Below are 14,832 nucleotides of genomic sequence, written 5' to 3'. Positions count from 1 at the left end.
GCGACAGGGCCGTGTGGGAGGACCTCCACCACAGGGACCCGTACCCGTTCTGGCTTGATTAATGGATAGAAACGGATGTTCTATCGGGACACACATTTTGTCCTATAAGCCTGGGCAGTTGCGGTGGAATAGTTCCTGGCTCATTGCTTAGGTGCCGATTGTAGGAACTATTTCACCGCAACTTATAAAGACGGTGTCGGGCTAGGACAAATCATCCTCGTAGGGCATTAAGTCTGCAAGGTAGCCTTTCTCCTTGAGCATAGCCTCGATCTCGTCGAGGGTTTGCTCGTCCTCCGCCGCGATGCGATGGAAGTGATAGCCGCTCGTCACCGTTAGTAGCGGAAAACTCTTGCCGCTCTCGATATCGTGCAGGTAGCGCTCAACATCGCGACGATTGCGGATGTCCAGGTCGGCCGTAATCTTACCGTACACGCGGTGATTGACGATCACGTTGAGCACGGCGCCTCCGGCGTCGACGATACTCGTGAGCTCATTGCCTGCCTGCTCTACGCTGTGGCGAACCTTGACCAAGCGCGTGGGCACAGCGGGGCTGCTGGGGGCCTCCTGCAGCACATAACCACGGTTGGTCGCCACGATATCGTGCCCATCGGCGCGCAGCAGGGCGATGTCTTGCACGACAATCTGGCGGCTCACACCCACCTCACGAGCAAGTGCGCTGCCCGATACGGGCCCCTTGGCCCCCTCGAGCACGGCCATGATGGCACGGCGACGCTCGCGGGCGTTCATTATTTACCGTCCAGCAGACGCAGGTGCTTAAGCGAGAGGTCGAGAATCGGCGCAGAGTGCGTCAACGCCCCCGAGCTAATGTAGTCGACGCCCAGATCAGCCAGGGCGCGGATATTGCTGGCATCCACATTGCCCGAGCACTCGGTCTTGGCGCGGCCGGCGATAAGCTCAATCGCGGCAGCCATGTCGTCGTGGGTCATGTTGTCGAACATGATGATATCGGCGCCGGCCTCCACAGCCTCGCGCACCATGTCCAGGTTCTCACACTCGATCTCGACCGTCGTGGTAAACGATGCATGGGCGCGCGCCATCTCGATCGCACGCGTCACGCCACCGGCGGCGTCGATGTGGTTGTCCTTGAGCATGACAGCCGTCGACAGGTTATAGCGGTGGTTGCTGCCACCGCCGATCTCGACTGCCGCCTTTTCAAACACACGCATGCCCGGTGTGGTCTTGCGCGTGTCGACAAGCACGGTCTTGGTGCCCTCGAGCGCAGCCGCCATCCGATGCGTGTAAGTAGCGATGCCGCTCATGCGCTGCAGGTAGTTGAGCGCCACGCGCTCGCCCGAAAGCAACACGCGCGCGTCGCCGCGCACCTGACCCACATGGTCGCCGGCGTGCACCTCGTCGCCATCCGAGACATCGAACAACACGGAGCTCTGCGGATCCAGCAGCTCAAAGGTGCGGGAGAACACGTCTAGGCCGGCGATGATACCATCGGCTTTGGCGATAAGCTCCACCGTGGCGGGGCGCGCCGTGGGGCACACGCTCGCCGTGCTCACGTCCTCAAACGTAATGTCCTCGCGCAGAGCCTGCAGAATCAGATCATCGACGACGAGCTTCATGGTAATGGGATTCATGGTCTACTCCTCCACGGCCTGCGTGCCGGCGGCACGGGCCAAATCATCGATTGCAAGGGTGTCGGCGCTCAAGGCGCGGTGACGCCCGTCGAGCGCGGGCTCGCCCGCCTGCTCCACGGCCAGCGACTCGCCGGTACGCATGTACCACGCGGCGCGACGACCCCAGACCAGCGCCTCGAGCAGGCTGTTTGATGCAAGGCGATTCTTGCCGTGAACGCCGTTGCAGGCCGTCTCGCCCGCGGCGTAGAGCTCGGGCATCGAGGTGTGGCCGTCCTTGTCGACCCACACGCCGCCCATAAAGTAGTGCTGCGTGGGCGTAACGGGAATGGGCTCGTCCAAGATGTCGCGGCCGTCCTCCAGGCAGCGCGCGCGGATATTGGCAAAGTGCCCGGTCACCACGTCGCGCTCGACGGGGGCAAAGCTCAGCCACTCGTGCTCGGTGTCATCCTGCTTCATCTGCTCGCGGATGGCGGCGGCGACAACGTCGCGCGGCTGCAACTCGTCGGTAAAACGCTCGCCGGCGGCGTTGAGCAAAATCGCGCCCTCGCCGCGGCAGCTCTCGCTGATCAGGAAGGTGCGACCCGGCTGCGGCGAGAACAGACCCGTGGGATGGATCTGCACGTAGTCCAGGTGCTCCATCTTAATGCCATGCTCCTGAGCGATGTAGCAGGCGTCGCCCGTGAGCTGCGGGTAGTTGGTCGAGTGGTCGTACACGCCGCCAATGCCACCCGTCGCCCACAGCGTGTGGCGGGCATGGATCTTAAACGGCTCGCCGGCATGCGCGCCCTCAGCGGCATTTACCAGCTCGTCGGCGGGACGAACCGAGTTGTCCTCGTCCACGGGAACGGCGACGATACCGGTGCACACCGTGTCGCCGTCACGCTCGCCCGTCAGGATGTCGGTCATGGCCACGTGCTCCAAAATCTGCACGTTGTCCAGCTTGCGGACAGCCTGAAGCAGCTTAGTCGTGATCTCCTTGCCGGTGATATCGGCATGGAAGGCAATGCGCGGACGGCTGTGTGCACCCTCGCGGGTAAAGTCGAGGCTGCCGTCGGCCTTGCGCTCAAAATCCACGCCCATCGCTAGCAGGTCGTTGATGACCGAGCGGCTCGAGCGGATCATGATGTCGACGCTCTCGCGGCGGTTCTCGTAATGGCCGGCGTGCATGGTGTCCTCAAAGAAGGCATCGTAGTCCGAGCCTTCGGGCAGCACGCAGATGCCGCCCTGCGCGAGCATCGAATCGCACTCGTCGACCGCGCCCTTGGAGAGCATGATCACGCGCGTGCTCGTCGGCAGATTGAGGGCCGCGTACAGACCCGCCACGCCGCAGCCGGCAATAACGACGTCGCACTCCATATCGGGGTATTGCTTGGTTTCCACAGGAATCCTCTCCCTTGTAATGTGACATAAGGGACCGTCCCTCATGCAACATTGTTCTAGCGCGCTGCGTACTCGAGCATACGGTCGAGCGTGAGCTTGGCCTGGTCTGCCGCCTCGTCCGAGACGCCGATCTGCACCTCGCCCTCGCCCGTCTCCAGGCAGCGCACGAGCTTCTCGAGCGTGATGAGATCCATGTTGACGCAGGTGGGCTGCACCGCGGGGAAGTAGAACTTCTTGCCAGTGCCCTGGCAGCGGCGCTCGAGCTCGTAGAGCACGCCGCGGACCGTCACGATAATGAACTCGCTCGCGTCGGACTCCTCGGCATACTTGATGATGCCGGCGGTGGAGCCGATGTAGTCGGCCTCGGCCAGAACGTCGGCCTTGCACTCAGGATGCGCCAGCACGAGCGCGTCGGGGTGGGCCTCCGTCGCGTCGACGATCTGCTCGACGGTGATGATGTGATGGCGCGGGCAGTAGCCGTTGTTGAGGATGACGTGCTTTTGCGGCACCTGCTCGGCTACGAAGCGTCCCAGGTTTTGGTCGGGAATGAACAGAATATGCTGCTGCGGCAGCTCGGACACGATCTTAACGGCGTTGGAGCTGGTGACGCACACGTCGCTCCAGCTCTTGATCTCGACCGTGGAGTTGACGTAGCACACCACGGCCAGGTCGTCGCCGTACTCGGCGCGCGCCGCGTCGACCGTCTCGCGCTTGACCATGTGCGCCATGGGGCAGTCCGCGCCCGGCTCGGGCAGCAGCACGGTCTTGGTGGGGTTGAGCAGCTTGGCGCTCTCGCCCATAAACTCCACGCCGCACAGCACGATAGTCTGCTGCGGCAGACTCTTGGCAAGCTTTGCCAGGTAGAAGCTGTCGCCGACGTAATCGGCCACAGCCTGCACCTCGGGCGCCACGTAATAGTGCGCCAGGATCACCGCGTCACGTTGGGTTTTTAGTTGCTGAATGGCCTCGACGAGCTCTGCGGGCACCAGTGCCGCACGCTCCGTTGCCGTCGTTGCCGATGCCAGGCCGGCCGCGATATCGCGTGCAAGCTCCGACGCATCCATGTTCGCGCTCTGTGCCATCAAGGCCCCTCTCTTTTGGCGAATCTTGGGGCTTTAGTATGACACCTAGGTTTACAGCTGACAAGACAGCTGTAAACCTAGGTGTAAAGTTGAAATAAAGATTCAATCATGTGGCAGGTCCATTTTCGAACTGGCAAGCTGAGGATAGCCGGGCTTTCGATAGCGCAGGAGGCATCTTTCGCCACCGCAACACCGCTTGGCGCGAGCTGCACGCCGTGAGGCGCAAACGGTCCGCACCCCCGCAAGCGGCGCGTGCCCGATGTGGCAAAATCGAACTACTTAAGGGGGCCGAATGCTCAAGATTATTGCCTGCGACGATGATGTCGCTTTTCTAGATAGACTGCACCGGATGATCGACCGTTGGTCGACCGAGACGGGCACGGCGGTCGATGTTGCGCTCGTCACGCGCGGCGAGGACCTGCTGGCCCGCCATGCCGCATCGCGCGCCGACATCATCTTGCTCGATATGATCATGCCGCTCGTCAACGGCATGGACACCGCACGCGAACTGCGCCAGGCCGACACCGCCGTGCGCCTGGTGTTCCTCACCTCGTCGCCCGAGTTCGCGCTGGAATCCTACGAGGTCCGTGCCTTCGACTATCTGCTCAAGCCCGTGACTTACGAACGCCTGGCGCAGTTGCTCGACGAGCTTTCGAGCATGCGCCCGGCGGCAACCGACGAGCTCGTGATCAAAACTTCCTTTGGCTACCACGCCCTGCGCCTGTCCGACATCGAATATGCCGAGGCGCGCAACAAGCACGTGGTCTTCCACCTGCGCGACGGACGCGATATCGAGGCACTCGAGTCGTTCCGCAGCGTCGAGGACCGCTTGGAGCAAAACGCGGTCTTCTTTAAATGCCACCGCAGCTACCAGGTCAACCTGCGCAATATCGATCACTTTGACCGCACGGACATCATCATGCGCTCGGGCGCGTGCATCCCGCTTTCGCGCAGCTGCAAGCAGGGATTCCAAGACGCCTACTTTGCGGCGCGCTTTGAGGGTGGGAGACACTGATGGTCTCCTCGGTCGAAATGATCCTTTGGGCAATCCACCACGCCACGACGCTGCTCTTTGGCGTCTTTGCCTCGGCGGCGCTGTGCGGTATCGAGATCAACCGGCGTCATGCGCTTGAACTGGTGCTGGTCGGCGTCGTGACCGGCGCTGCCTTTTCGATCGCCAATGCCGTCGGCGGCGAGCTTTTCGCCCGCCAGGTATATCCGCTCGTCGTGCATCTGCCGCTCGTCATCTATTTGTGCGCGCGCTACCGCCTGAGCCCGCTGCTTGCCGTGCTCGGCATTACGAGTGCCTATCTGAGCTGCCAGTTCAGCAATTGGATGGGCATCGCCGCATTTGCCGCAACCGATTCTCAGATCGCGTACTATCTGGCGCGCATCGCGACCACACTCGCCGTCTTTGCCGTCCTGCTGCATTGGGCCGGCGACATCGGTCCGCGCTTGGCGATTAAAAGCACCACCGAGCTGGGCATCCTTTTAATCCTGCCGCTCGTCTATTACGTCTTTGACTATGCCACCAACGTCTACACCACGCTGTTCCACTCGGGCTCGGTGGTGACGGTTGAGTTTTTGGCCTTTGCGCTCTGCGCGTTCTACCTTATGTTCCTCGCCGTCTACCTGCGTGAATACGAAGAAAAGGAAACCGCCGAGAGAGAGCGCTGGATGCTCGAAACCCGCGACAGCGTCGCCATCAAAGAGCTCGAGGCTTGGCGTCAATCTGGGCGCGAGCTGTCGATTCTTCGCCACGACATGCGCCACTTTCTACGCGGCCTGGCCGCTTTAATTGAAGAGGGCCACACCGACGAGGCGCTCGATCGCATCGACGAACTCTGCGAAGCCGGCGACCGCACCGCCGTACGCCGCTTCTGCGCCAACGAGACCGTAAACATCGCGCTTTCGTCATTTAACTCGGATATCAATAGAAACGGCATTACCGCCAACTTGCGCGCCGCCGTACCCGAAACCATCCACGTAGGTGACGCCGACCTGTTTAGCGTGCTCTCAAATGCCTTGGAAAACGCTATCACCGCCGCAAGCGCCGCGCCCCAGGGAAAGCGATTCGTCGACTTTGACCTGCGATTAGAGGACGGCCAGCTGCTGCTGTTAGTTTCCAACACGTTTGACCGCGCGCCGCGCATGGTCGACGGCATGCCCGTAGCCGGGCACACCGGACACGGCTTTGGAACCAAGAGCATTAAGCTTGCCGTCGAACGCATGAACGGCAACTGCCAGTTCCGCATTAACGGCGATCGGTTTGAGCTGCGCGCTGTGATGTAGAAGTGCGGCGCCGATCTCGCGGCGTGTCTTGCCCGCCAGGCAATCGCTCACCGGCGCCAATCCGCTACAGCGGAGCGGCCGCCGGGGTCAGCTGCTTGATGTATGCCCACATGCGCTGCTTGGCGGCTTTGTCAGTGAGCGCCGCCTCAAAACCGTCGAGCGCGAGCACGCGGCGACCCTGCACATGGGCGACCAAGCCGGGCTTGAGCATGGCGGTGTCGAAGTCATCGATTGCCACGAGCATATCGGCGTAGGTCTCGCGCATGGCGTCAGCCGCGTTGTTGTCGAGCAGTAGCACCGCCTCGGGGTCCAAAGCCTCAAGCGCCTCACGGAACAGCTCGCACGGCAGAGTCTCGCCCACCGCGACCGCTCCGTCACCCACGCCGGCGACGCTTGCCAGCACGCAAAAATCCTCGGGCGCGTAGCCGATGGCCCCAAGCGCCTTGCGCAACGCCGCGCCATCCGGGCCGGCGGCAAGCTCGCCACCCGAACGCTCGGCCTCGTCCAAATCGCCTTTGACCAGCACGATCGGCGAGCACGCGTTGCCCGCGATACGCACGCCACGACCCGCGAGCGATGCGAGCTCCTGCTCGGTCGCCTGGGCGATGGCTTCTTTTTTCTGGCTTTGTGACGTGGGCATGCGCTCTCCAATCGTTTGCGTGCCCACCATTATATAAAAGAGCTGCCCGCGAGTGGTTGCTTTGCGGGCCACTGGGTATAAGCACGGTCGTACTGAGTTTTACGCGGCTGAGCCGCGTCGCATTATGGAGGTCACCATGGCTGACATTAAGCAGATTACCCCCGAGAACTTCGATTCCATCGTTAACGACGGCCTGCCCGTGCTAGTCGATTTTTGGGCGCCCTGGTGCGGGCCCTGCCGATCGCTCTCGCCCATCGTTGACGAGGTGGCAGACGAGCTGGCTGGCAAACTTGCCGTTGCCAAGTGCAACGTCGACGACAACCAGGACCTGGCCATGAAATATGGCGTCATGAGCATCCCCACGCTGATTGTCTTTAAGAACGGCGAGGAAATTGACCGCTCGGTCGGCGCTCTGCCCAAGGCGAGGCTGCAGGCGCTGCTGGAAAAGCATCTGTAATATGCTTGTTACATGTTGCCGTCTGCCTGCCGTCCATGAGCGCTTTTACGCCGCTCGCCGGACTTCTGAATGCACCGAGTGCAACCGCGGATAGTATGGTAGTCACAAACAGCCCCCAGTGAACGGGTGCGGGTCGCACAGACTCGTACCCGTTTTCTTATGTAACTGCGCGCAGAGCGGGCGTAGTAAAATCTGAACCACTGAACTGCCCCATACAAAAGGAGATTTCCCATGCATGATGTTGGAATGAACATGAGCCAGCTTGCCATGAGCGTCAAACAGGTCGACGACACCATCGAGCTCGCTCATGAGTGGAGCCATCAGCTGCTGCATGCGACCGAGAATTTTGACATGGAGCGCATCGGCGCCAAGCTCGAAGCAGCCATGGCCGCGCTGCACGAGGCCCATGCCGCACTCGAGGGCTACGAAGAGGCCATCGAGGCCGACCACAACTCCGTCGGCTCCGTGAAGCTGGTGTAACGTGGCCGAACACGAGCACGGCTGCGGGTACGAGCACGAGCATCCGCACGGGGCGGACGGTGACGCGGGCTGCCATTGTAGTGGCTCCGGCTCCGAGCTGGTCCGTTTTTCGGTTACCGCACCCGACGACCTGCTGCGCCGTTTTGACGAGCAGATCGCACGCCGCGGCGACGTGGCCAACCGCTCCGAGGCCGTGCGCGACCTGATTCGCGCCTCGATCGCCAAGGAGCAGATGCGCACGCCCGATGAGCAGGTTATCGGGTCGCTCACTATGATCTACGACCATCACACCGGCGATCTGACGCGCCGCCTGGACGAGGTGCAGCACGACTACACCAACGAGATCGTATCGACCATGCACGTGCATCTGGATCACCACAACTGCTTGGAGATTCTGGCGCTCAAGGGTCGCGGCGAGCGCGTCTACGAACTAGCCGACCGCCTGCTGGGCCTGCGCGGCGTTAAGCACGGCGAGCTCACGTGCGCCGCCACCAAGCAGAGCCTGGGGCTGTAGCGGGATTTCCTGCAGCGCACCTACCAAAAAAGACAGGTTTATTTTGGCAGGTTTAGAAGTTTTACCTACCAAAACAAACCTGTCTTTTTTGGTAGGTTTTGATGAGGGGTGTCGCATGCGGCATGTGCATATTCATGTGACGGGCATTGTACAGGGCGTTGGCATGCGACCGTTTGTGTATCGCGAGGCCATGGTGCATGGCATTTGCGGCTGGGTGCTCAACGCGGGCGACGGCGTGCATATCGAGGCGCACGCTCCGGCCGATGCGCTCAATGCTTTTGTTGCCGCGCTTTCTGAGCATGCGCCTGCGGCAGCCCGCGTAGAGTATGTCGAGGTTGTGGACCTGGCAGCCAACGGTTGGGATACCGCCAATGAACAGGGTTTTCACATCGTAGCATCGCAGGACCAGACCGCGCACACCACGCTCGTCTCGCCCGATATCGCCACCTGTGACGATTGCCTGCGCGAGTTGTTCGATCCCGCCGACCGACGCTATCACTACCCCTTTATCAACTGCACCAACTGCGGCCCACGCTTTACCATCATCCGCTCGCTGCCTTATGACCGAGCGGCCACGTCGATGGATTGTTTTCCCATGTGTCCCAAGTGCGCCGCGGAGTATGCCGACCCGCTCGACCGGCGTTTTCACGCGCAGCCCGATGCCTGCTTTGATTGCGGGCCGCATATTACGTGGCGCGAGGCTGTGAACGGCGATGCGTGCGGGAATTCGTCCGCGACACCAGCCGTCGGCACCACATGCGAGGCCAGCGACGCCATTATCGAGCGCTGCGTTGAGCTGCTGGCCAGCGGTGGCATCGTCGCCATCAAGGGCCTGGGCGGATTCCATCTATCCTGTGACGCTGCCAACGAGCAGACGGTGACCGAGTTACGCCGTCGCAAACGCCGCAGCAACAAACCACTTGCCGTCATGGTGCGCGACCTTGCTGACGTTGAACGCCTATGCCATGTCAGCGATGTTGAGCGCGGCTTGCTGGCCGGCAGCATTCGCCCCATCGTGTTGCTGCGCCGGCGTGCTGTTTGCGGGAACGACGGCGATTCTCCCGACGCCCTCGTACTCGCACCGTCCGTCGCGCACGACCTGCCCGAGCTTGGCGTTATGCTCCCCTACACCCCGCTTCAGCATCTTCTGCTTGCAGCTGCCGCGTCGCACGGTATGCACGCGCTCGTCATGACCAGCGGAAACCTGAGCGAAGGGCCCATCGAGACCGATGACGATCTTGCCTGGGAACACCTCGTTGCCGCCGGCATCGCCGACGCGTTGCTCGGTAACGACCGCGCGATCCTCTCGCGCTACGACGACTCTGTAGTACGCGTGGTCGACGGCGCCGTTATGCCCGTGCGCCGCGCTCGCGGATATGCACCCCAGCCGCTGCCGTTGCCGGCGCTCGACGGCGCTCCGTCCTGCGTGCTCGCCTGCGGGCCACAACAAAAGGCCACGATTGCGCTTACGCGTGAAGGGACGAACGGCGAGGCAACCTGTTTTGTGTCGCAGCATATCGGCGATGTTGAAAACGGCGGGACCTTCGATGCCTGGAACGCCGCGCGCACGCGCTTGGAAGATCTCTTTGATTTGGCGCCCGCCGCCTTGGCCTGCGATTTACACCCCAGCTATCTATCGGGCCAGTGGGCGCGCGAGCAGGCGCGAAAATGCAATCTGCCGCTCGTCGAGGTGCAGCACCATCATGCGCATATCGCGAGCGTAATGGCCGAGGCCATCGCCGCGGGCCAGCTTACAACCGACGCGCGTGTCCTTGGCATCGCCTTTGACGGCACCGGCGCCGGCACCGATGGGACCATTTGGGGCGGCGAGTTTCTTGTTGCCAGCCTTGGCGGCTTTGAGCGCGCCGCGCATTTGCGCACCTGGGCGCTCCCCGGCGGGGCGGCCTCCGTGCGCGACGCCCGCCGCAACGCCTTTGCCCTGCTCAGTGAGCTCGGCCTGCTCGAGCACCCAGGTGCCGCGCGGCTTTTGGACAGCCTCGACGAGCAAACGCGCAGCGTGACAACCACCATGATCGAGCGCGGCATCAACAGCCCGCGTACCAGCAGCATGGGGCGTCTCTTTGATGCCGCGGCAGCGATTCTGGGCATCTGCGACAAGGCAACCTACGAGGGCGAACCCGCCATCGAGCTTGAGGCCGCCGCCTGGCGCGCGCTCGACAACGAAATCGCCCATTTTCCCGACGACAACGCCGGCTATTTCGCATCTGGCCCATCGTGGCCGGACGGCCCCTATGTTCTGGACCAGAAAGCACTCTTTGAGGCACTTTTGGGAGGAATTGAAGCCGGAGCGCCCGCCGACAGGCTCGCACTCGACTTCCATGTCGCCGTCGCGCGCTCCTCGGCGCGTATCGCCAGCGATATCTGCGTGCACGAGGGCATCGACACCGTCGCGCTCTCAGGCGGCGTGTTCATGAACCGACTTCTGCTTCAGCTCCTCACCCGCGAGCTCAAAAGCGCAGGCCCTACTGTCCTTGTCCCCCACACCGTACCCGTCAATGACGGCTGCATCGCCTACGGTCAGGCGGCAGTCGCACGCGCTCGCCTCGCGCAGATTGCATCACAGTAGCTCGCCCTCGCACGCCGCCGCGCCCAGCCGTCTCACAGGCGTAACGCGTTTGCCCGCGAACCCCGCGAGCGCTACCATCAACTGATGGATTATTAAGCGCCCATCCAGCGCAAAGCGTATAAAAGGGGAACAATATGTGCCTTGCCGTTCCCGGCAAAGTAGTCAAACGCGACGACGACCTCAAGGCCACCGTCGACATGATGGGCATCGAGCGCCCCGTGTCGCTCAGACTCGTGCCGACGGCGCAGGTAGGCGACTATATTCTCGTACACGCCGGCTTTGGCATCCAGATCGTCGACGAGCAGGAAGCGCAAGAAACGCTCGAGCTCGTTAATGCCATGACCGAACTGGCCGAAGAAGACCAACTGGCCAGCAACCCGGCCGAGGCATACTAGTGGCGGCCGGACAGCCGGCGCGCTCCGGTATCGACTTTTCGGCATTTCGCGATTCCAAGCTGGCTCGCGAGCTCATCGAGCGCATTCATGAGCTTGTCGGCGACCGCGCCATCAACCTTATGGAAGTCTGCGGCACGCACACCGTGAGCATCGGCCGCTATGGCTTTCGCTCCATTATGCCGGCCGGGCTCAAGCTGCTGAGCGGACCGGGCTGCCCCGTCTGCGTCACCGCCAACCGCGACATCGACCACGCAATCGCGCTCGCCAACATAGACGGCGCCATCATCACCACCTTTGGCGACATGATGCGCGTGCCCGGATCGTCCACCTCGCTCGCTGCACAAAAGGCGGCAGGGCGTGACATTCGCATTGTGTACTCCCCGCTCGATGCACTCGACATTGCCGAGCAAAACCCCGATCGCCCGGTTATTTTTATGGGCGTGGGCTTTGAGACCACAACGCCCACCATCGCCGCCGCCATCTTGGAGGCCGAAGCGCGCGGGCTTTTGAATTTCTCGGTCTATTGCGCCCACAAGACCACGCCGCCGGCGTTGCGCGCCATCGCCAACGACCCCGAGACCGCCATCGACGGCTTTATCCTGCCGGGCCACGTCGCCACCATCACGGGCTTGGCCCCCTTTGGCTTTTTGGTCGACGAGTTTAAGACTCCAGGCGTGGTCACGGGATTTGAGCCGGTCGACATCTTGCAGGGTATCTGCATGCTGGTCCAGATGGTTGTCGAGGACAGGCCGGCGATTGACAACGCCTACCGTCGCGGCGTCAATGCCGACGGCAATCCCGTGGCGCGCCAGCTGGTCGAGCAGGTATTTGAGCCGTGCGATACCACATGGCGCGGATTGGGGTCGATTGCCAACTCGGGCCTTTCCATCCGCCCCGAGTTCTCGCGCTTTGACGCCCGTGCTCGCTTTGATGTGCCCGTTGAGGCGACAGTCGAGCCGCGCGGGTGCCGCTGCGGCGACGTGCTGCGCGGGGCCATTACGCCGAGCGACTGCCCCCTGTTCGGCCACGCTTGTACGCCCGAGCATCCCGTCGGCCCCTGCATGGTGAGCTCCGAGGGCAGCTGCGCGGCGTACTACCGATACCGCGCCTAGCCCGGACGCACCCGCACACCGGCACCACCCACGATTGGAGTTTTCGATATGTCCCATAGCGTTACCGACAGCACCGTCCTGCTGGGTCACGGCTCCGGCGGCCAGATGATGAAACGCATCATCGACGGGGTCTTTTTGGATGCCTTTGGGTCGCCCGAGCTGCTCGAGGGCAACGATGCCGGCGTCGCCGCACTGCCCGCGAGCGAGCGCATCGCCATGTCGACCGACAGCTTTGTGGTGACGCCGCAGTTCTTCCCCGGCGGCAATATCGGCCGACTCGCCGTGTGCGGAACCGTCAACGATGTCGCGACCTCGGGTGCCAATGTGCGCTACCTGTCGTGCGGCTTCATCCTCGAAGAGGGCTATCCCATGGACAAGCTGCGTCAGATCGTGCAGACCATGGCCGAGACGGCGCGCGAGGCGGGCGTGTCCATAATCACCGGCGACACCAAGGTGGTCGAGCGTGGCGGTGCCGACGGCGTCTACATCAATACCGCCGGCGTGGGCGAGGTACCCGCGGGCGTGGCGCTCAGTGGCGCAAACTGCCGCCCCGGCGACGTCATTCTGGTGTCGGGCACACTGGGCGACCACGGTATCGCCATCATGAGCCAACGCGAGGGCCTGGCGTTTTCGAGCACGATCGAAAGCGACGCCGCGCCGCTCAACCACCTGATTGCCGATGTGCTTGCCGCAGCACCCGACACGCGCTGCTTTCGCGACCCCACGCGCGGTGGCTTGGCGTCCACACTCAACGAGTTTGCCCAGGCCAGCGTCATTGCCATGGAGATCGACGAGAATGCCGTGCCCGTGCGTCCCGATGTGCAGGCGGCTTGCGAGATGCTCGGCTATGACGTGCTGCAGGTGGCAAATGAGGGCAAGATGGTTGCCGTCGTGCCGGCCGAGCAAGCCGATGCCGCGCTGAGCGCCATGCGCGCCGCCCGCTACGGCGAGAATGCCGCCATCATCGGTCGCGTGCTGCCACTTGCCGAGGGCGCCCATCCCGCCGTGCGCGTGCGCACCGGCTGGGGCTCGACCCGCATCCTCGACATGCTCGTGGGAGAACAGCTGCCGAGGATTTGCTAACGACAAAGGCTCAGGGCTATTAAAGATATTCAGATTCCAAACATGCCCGGCACGCATGCCCAGTATCATGGGGTGCGTTTTACAACTCAAGCGGCAGGAGCACCCATGGCAGCAGCTTTTTCCCATGTGATCTTTGACCTGGACGGCACCATTCTCAACACGCTCGAGGACCTGGCGGCCGCCAGCAACCATACCTGCGAGGCGCACGGCTGGCCCACGTTTGCCGTTGACGAGTACCGCTACAAGGTGGGAAACGGCATGCTCAAGCTGGTTGAGCGCTTTATGCCCGCCGAGTACGCAGGCGACGGCCGCATGTTTGAGCAGACGCTTGCCGAGTTTAGGGCTTACTACGGCGAGCACAAGGAAGACCACACCGCTCCCTATGCCGGCACGATCGAGATGCTCGACCGCTTGCGCGCCGCAGGCGTTCAGCTTGCCGTGCTCACTAACAAGGACCACGTCTCGGCGGCTCCGCTTATCGAAAAGTATTTTGGTTCCGAGCGCTTTGCGCTGGTGCAGGGCCGTGTCGATGCGTTTCCGCCCAAGCCCGAAGCACCCGTCACGCTGCATGTGATGGAAGAGCTAGGCGCCGACCCGGCGACCACGCTCTACGTAGGCGATTCCAATGTCGATATCCTGACCGGCCACAACGCCGGCCTTAAGAGTGCGGGCGTCAGCTGGGGTTTCCGCGGCCGCGCAGAGCTGGAAGCCACCGGCGCCGACTACGTGGTGGACACCCAGGCAGAGCTCGCAGCGCTGATCCTGGGCGAGTAACGAGCGACACTGCTTAACGCAGCTGCGACAATTCTTCCGCGCGGAAAGCGCATCCCGTTTTGAAGCTCCGGAATGGGATGGGCTTTCCGTTTGAGGCGCATCAGGGAAACCGCATCCCACTTCAGAGCAATATTCCGGGTCGCAGTTTCCGCAACCCACCCCATCCGGAAAATGCGACCCACTATTCGGCCAAAAACCGGGTCGCGGTTTCCCAAGCACTCGGTGCAACGCTGGCACAAGGAGTGTCCCCAACTGCCGGCAGAAAAGGAACGTCCCCAGCTGCCGCCTTCCCAATGACTACTTCAGCGATGGCAACGTCGCAGGTAAAAGTGCCACTTTAAGCCAACCAAGGGAACGACGTTGTTTTGGCAACGACAGACACTATGACCCAATCCGAGGGCACTAAAAAGATAGGAGCCCCCGCTCGTG

The 14,832-nt window shown here is 62.4% G+C and carries 15 protein-coding genes; 10 read left to right on the top strand and 5 right to left on the bottom strand.

Annotation, left to right across the window (positions count from 1 at the left end; genetic code table 11):
* Nucleotides 1-201: 201 nt before the first annotated feature.
* The 4 genes from FGQ61_RS09085 to nadA are packed head-to-tail and all read right to left on the bottom strand — an operon-like array spanning nt 202 to nt 4,069.
* Nucleotides 202-747 carry a transcription repressor NadR gene (locus FGQ61_RS09085; protein ID WP_138375303.1) on the bottom strand — a complete coding sequence of 182 codons (546 nt, stop codon included), beginning with the start codon at nt 745-747 and terminating at the stop codon, nt 202-204.
* Nucleotides 747-1,607 carry a carboxylating nicotinate-nucleotide diphosphorylase gene (gene nadC / locus FGQ61_RS09080; RefSeq protein ID WP_138375302.1) on the bottom strand — a complete coding sequence of 287 codons (861 nt, stop codon included), beginning with the start codon at nt 1,605-1,607 and terminating at the stop codon, nt 747-749. The genes FGQ61_RS09085 and nadC overlap by 1 nt, the downstream gene beginning before the upstream one ends.
* A gap of 3 nt (nt 1,608-1,610) precedes the next feature.
* Complete coding sequence (locus FGQ61_RS09075; protein ID WP_249360969.1) at nt 1,611-2,987, bottom strand: L-aspartate oxidase; 1,377 nt, start codon at nt 2,985-2,987, stop codon at nt 1,611-1,613.
* Nucleotides 2,988-3,043: 56 nt separating this feature from the next.
* Nucleotides 3,044-4,069 (bottom strand): quinolinate synthase NadA, encoded by a 1,026-nt coding sequence (nadA, locus tag FGQ61_RS09070; RefSeq protein ID WP_117583639.1) that lies wholly within the window; start codon nt 4,067-4,069, stop codon nt 3,044-3,046.
* A gap of 292 nt (nt 4,070-4,361) precedes the next feature.
* Between nadA and FGQ61_RS09065 the strand changes: the two genes are divergently transcribed.
* Entirely contained in the window at nt 4,362-5,084 is a 723-nt protein-coding gene (locus FGQ61_RS09065) for a LytR/AlgR family response regulator transcription factor (RefSeq protein ID WP_138375301.1), read from the top strand.
* The gene (locus FGQ61_RS09060) at nt 5,084-6,361 is read left to right on the top strand and encodes a sensor histidine kinase (protein WP_138375300.1); all 1,278 of its coding nucleotides are present in this window, start codon (nt 5,084-5,086) and stop codon (nt 6,359-6,361) included. Before FGQ61_RS09065 ends, FGQ61_RS09060 begins: the two co-directional genes overlap by 1 nt.
* 64 nt (nt 6,362-6,425) lie before the next feature.
* On the opposite strand, the gene FGQ61_RS09055 is transcribed toward FGQ61_RS09060, so the two are convergent.
* Nucleotides 6,426-7,001, bottom strand: coding sequence for a hypothetical protein (locus FGQ61_RS09055; RefSeq protein WP_022093991.1), 576 nt, complete (start codon nt 6,999-7,001; stop codon nt 6,426-6,428).
* Between the two features lie 136 nt (nt 7,002-7,137).
* Between FGQ61_RS09055 and trxA the strand changes: the two genes are divergently transcribed.
* The 8 genes from trxA (at nt 7,138) to FGQ61_RS09015 (ending at nt 14,403) form a co-directional block, all read left to right on the top strand.
* The gene (gene trxA / locus FGQ61_RS09050) at nt 7,138-7,458 is read left to right on the top strand and encodes a thioredoxin (RefSeq protein ID WP_138375299.1); all 321 of its coding nucleotides are present in this window, start codon (nt 7,138-7,140) and stop codon (nt 7,456-7,458) included.
* A 231-nt stretch (nt 7,459-7,689) separates the two neighbouring features.
* Nucleotides 7,690-7,938, top strand: coding sequence for a hypothetical protein (locus FGQ61_RS09045; protein ID WP_138375298.1), 249 nt, complete (start codon nt 7,690-7,692; stop codon nt 7,936-7,938).
* 1 nt (nt 7,939) lies between these two features.
* Nucleotides 7,940-8,452, top strand: coding sequence for a nickel-responsive transcriptional regulator NikR (gene nikR / locus FGQ61_RS09040; RefSeq protein ID WP_212745463.1), 513 nt, complete (start codon nt 7,940-7,942; stop codon nt 8,450-8,452).
* 115 nt (nt 8,453-8,567) lie between these two features.
* Nucleotides 8,568-11,039 (top strand): carbamoyltransferase HypF, encoded by a 2,472-nt coding sequence (gene hypF / locus FGQ61_RS09035; RefSeq protein ID WP_138375297.1) that lies wholly within the window; start codon nt 8,568-8,570, stop codon nt 11,037-11,039.
* A gap of 134 nt (nt 11,040-11,173) precedes the next feature.
* Nucleotides 11,174-11,434, top strand: coding sequence for a HypC/HybG/HupF family hydrogenase formation chaperone (locus FGQ61_RS09030; RefSeq protein ID WP_022094793.1), 261 nt, complete (start codon nt 11,174-11,176; stop codon nt 11,432-11,434).
* Nucleotides 11,434-12,546 (top strand): hydrogenase formation protein HypD, encoded by a 1,113-nt coding sequence (gene hypD, locus FGQ61_RS09025; RefSeq protein ID WP_249360967.1) that lies wholly within the window; start codon nt 11,434-11,436, stop codon nt 12,544-12,546. The genes FGQ61_RS09030 and hypD overlap by 1 nt, the downstream gene beginning before the upstream one ends.
* Nucleotides 12,547-12,594: 48 nt before the next feature.
* Complete coding sequence (gene hypE / locus FGQ61_RS09020; RefSeq protein ID WP_138375296.1) at nt 12,595-13,629, top strand: hydrogenase expression/formation protein HypE; 1,035 nt, start codon at nt 12,595-12,597, stop codon at nt 13,627-13,629.
* A 105-nt stretch (nt 13,630-13,734) separates the two neighbouring features.
* Complete coding sequence (locus tag FGQ61_RS09015) at nt 13,735-14,403, top strand: HAD family hydrolase (RefSeq protein WP_138375295.1); 669 nt, start codon at nt 13,735-13,737, stop codon at nt 14,401-14,403.
* Nucleotides 14,404-14,832: the final 429 nt, after the last annotated feature.

Origin of the sequence: Collinsella aerofaciens (assembly GCF_005844325.1) — a bacterium.
In the GTDB taxonomy this organism is placed as follows: domain Bacteria; phylum Actinomycetota; class Coriobacteriia; order Coriobacteriales; family Coriobacteriaceae; genus Collinsella; species Collinsella aerofaciens_G.
Note: the sequence above shows the minus strand (reverse complement) of the source record. Positions and strands in the feature narration are given on the sequence as shown.